Source organism: Williamsia sp., assembly GCF_036566845.1.
Lineage (GTDB): Bacteria > Actinomycetota > Actinomycetes > Mycobacteriales > Mycobacteriaceae > Williamsia.
The window spans coordinates 1-2,774 of sequence record NZ_DATCVM010000210.1; the positions used below are offsets into that span (position 1 = coordinate 1).

Sequence of the window (2,774 nt, forward strand, 5' to 3'; positions counted from 1 at the left end):
CAGGGCTACCACGACGGCCAGTGCACCGGTTGCCAGAGCGCCGACGATCGGGATGAAGGCACCGATGAACACCAGGGAGGCCAAGGGTAATGCCAAGGGCACCTGCAGGATTGCCAGACCGACACCGATGCCGATGGCATCGGTGGCCGCAACGACAACAGTCGCCCGAACATAACCGACCAGTGTTCCGAATCCATTCTGCCCTGCCTCCCAGACTTTTTCGCGGGAGTTCGAGGGGATCAGCAGGGTCATGAAACGCCAGATCTGACCGCCGCCATAGAGGAAGAAGATCATCAGGAACAGCATCAGGAGACCACCGGTGACGATTTCTCCGACTGTGGTGGCCGTCGACAGCGCACCGGAGGTCACCTTGCCCTGGTTGTCTTTCAGGACGCCGATCGCATCGTCGCCGAGATGGTCGATCTGATCTTCGGCGACGTTGAACGGCCCATCGACCAGCCAACTGCGGCTCTCGTTGATCGTCTTCTCGATCTGCTCGGTCAGTTCCGGAAGTCCATCGATGAACTGCTGCACGACAAATGCCATGATCCCGGCGATCATTCCGATCGCGACCAGCAACGTCCCGAACACCGCGAGTGCGCGAGGCACACCGCGACGGTTCAGCCAATCGACCACCGGGACAAGGAACGCGGTGCCGAGCACCGCAAGCCCGATCGGGACCACAACTTCTTCGTACTCGGAAGCGATCAATGACACGACATAGAGTCCGGCGACAATTGCCAGCAGTCGCCAGGACCACTCGGCCGCGGCCCGGACCACCGGGTGCACCTTCAGTCGATCGGCCGATCGATCGTCGATGTCCACGCCGGTTGAGGTTTTCGGCTCGCTCACTTGCGCAACATTAGACGTAACACGCCCGCTGCGCGTTGGTCGGCGACTGTCCACGCAGGCGCTTTGATGCCTCCTGGTCGCCAAGTCGGACACCGTGGGCCGATAGGCTTCACCCCATGACGGCGACGAACGGTACCCGCCGCCGGTTCTGGTGGGTGCGATGGCTGGTGCTCGCACTCGTTTTGGTGATCCTCGGCGTCGAGGCGTACCTCGTCTGGCCGAAGCTCAAGGAGACCTGGTTCCACCTCGACGAGATCGAGTGGGAATGGGTTGCGTTGTGCATCCTGGCAGCGCTGCTGTCGATGGACAGCTTCGCGCAGGTGCAACGCGCATTGCTGCGTTCGGCCGGGCTCAAGATCAAGCAGTGGCAGTCGTTGTCGGTGATCCTGGCTGCCAACTCGCTGAGCCAGACCATGCCCGGCGGCCAGGTGCTGGCACCGGCCTTCACCTATCGCGAAACCCGCAGGTGGGGTGCCACCCCGGTGGTCGCTTCCTGGCAGGTGGTGATGTCCGGACTGTTGATGGCTGTCGGACTCGCCGTCCTCGGTCTCGGTGGCGCGCTGCTCGCCGGTGCCCAGACCAGCCCGTTCTCGATCATCTTCTCGATCAGCGGCTTCCTGGTCTTTGCCTTCGTCGCCCACTACATCTCCCGCCATCCGCACACGATCGAGGGTCTCGGCGTCACCCTGCTTCGCTGGTTCAACAGCACGCGCGACAAGCCGTCCGACCACGGCGTCGAGCGCTGGCAGGAAATCCTGCGGCAGCTCAAGGCCGTCCAGCTCAAACCCAAGGAGACCTCGGTCGCCTTCGGCTGGTCGCTGTTCAACTGGGTTGCCGACGTCGCCTGCCTGGCGTTCGCCTGTTACGCCGTGGGCGGCCAGCCGAGCATCTCCGGGCTGATGGTCGCCTACGCGGCGTCCAAGGCCGTGGGTTCCGCCATCCCGTTGCTCCCCGGTGGCCTGGGCGTCGTCGACGGCGTGTTGGTACCGGCCCTCACGTCGGCGGGTATGGGCGCCGGCGAGGCCGTCACAGCTGTCCTGGTCTACCGGATGATCAGCTACCTTCTGGTGTCGCTGATCGGCTGGGTGGTCATCTTCGTCAAGTTCCGCACAACGTATCGATCCCTGGACAGCCCCGACGAGGTCGAAGAGGAAATCGAGGAAGAGATAGACGCCGAACTCGACCTGAACAAGTCGTCGTCCACCGAAGGTGAGTCACCGGAGCGGCGCGATCCGCCGCCCGACACAGTTCGCTGAACCCAGCCGGTGCCCGCTACCGTGGCGGGTATGCGCCGTTTCTTCACTGCCCTTGCAGATCTGTGCGCGGTGCTCGTCTTTGCGTTCATCGGCCGGATGAATCACGACGAGGGACTGTCCGCGCAGGGGGTCTTCAGCACCGCGTGGCCGTTTGTGCTCGGCGCGGCAATCGGCTGGTCGCTGGCCTACCTCTACGCACACATGCGCTCCGACCACGGGAGCCCCTACGCCTTCCGGCCCGAGCGAGTGGTCCCCGACGGCGTGCTCGTCTGGGTCGGAGCGGTCGCCATCGGCATGGTGCTGCGTCATCAGTTCCATCAGGGCGTGGCGCTGAGCTTCATCGTCGTCGCGACGATCGTGCTGGGTCTGTTCCTGCTCGGATGGCGGATGGTGCGTGTGACCGCTGTCCGCCGCCGCGCCGTGGCCGCCTGACCCCGAGTCGCCACCCGGGGCCGGTGACCTCACCCCTGTACGGAACGCCTATTGGGAACCGCCTTCGGGCCGGATCAGCGTCCGTAGACGTTCGAGCTTGTGCGGATTGCGGACGAACAACAATCGTTTGATCCCATCCGATCCGACCTCGAACGACAGCAGCGTATCGGGCTCGGTGTCGCGGACCGTCAAGACCGCCGGCCGGCCGTTCACCTCCACCAGCACCGGATGCGA

3 protein-coding genes and 1 pseudogene are annotated in these 2,774 nt (G+C 64.3%); 2 read left to right on the forward strand and 2 right to left on the reverse strand.

Features of this window, described 5'->3' with window-relative positions; all coding sequences use genetic code 11:
• A partial coding sequence (locus tag VIQ49_RS20220) for an AI-2E family transporter (RefSeq protein WP_331887966.1) occupies positions 1–852 on the reverse strand: 852 nt, incomplete at its 3' end.
• A gap of 116 nt (positions 853–968) precedes the next feature.
• On the opposite strand from VIQ49_RS20220, the gene VIQ49_RS20225 reads away from it, so the two are divergent.
• The gene (locus tag VIQ49_RS20225; RefSeq protein WP_331887968.1) at positions 969–2,108 is read left to right on the forward strand and encodes a YbhN family protein; all 1,140 of its coding nucleotides are present in this window, start codon (positions 969–971) and stop codon (positions 2,106–2,108) included.
• 30 nt (positions 2,109–2,138) lie between these two features.
• Positions 2,139–2,540 carry a DUF3054 domain-containing protein gene (locus VIQ49_RS20230; protein ID WP_331887970.1) on the forward strand — a complete coding sequence of 134 codons (402 nt, stop codon included), beginning with the start codon at positions 2,139–2,141 and terminating at the stop codon, positions 2,538–2,540.
• Between the two features lie 48 nt (positions 2,541–2,588).
• Here VIQ49_RS20230 and VIQ49_RS20235 read toward each other — a convergent pair.
• Positions 2,589–2,774 (reverse strand): annotated as a pseudogene (locus VIQ49_RS20235) (hypothetical protein); the annotation flags it as partial.

Coding starts and splice junctions, on each gene's coding strand:
- VIQ49_RS20230 (WP_331887970.1), top strand. CDS start 2,139: ATGCGCCGTTTCTTCACTGCCCTTGCAGATCTGTGCGCGGTGCTCGTC.
- VIQ49_RS20225 (WP_331887968.1), top strand. CDS start 969: ATGACGGCGACGAACGGTACCCGCCGCCGGTTCTGGTGGGTGCGATGG.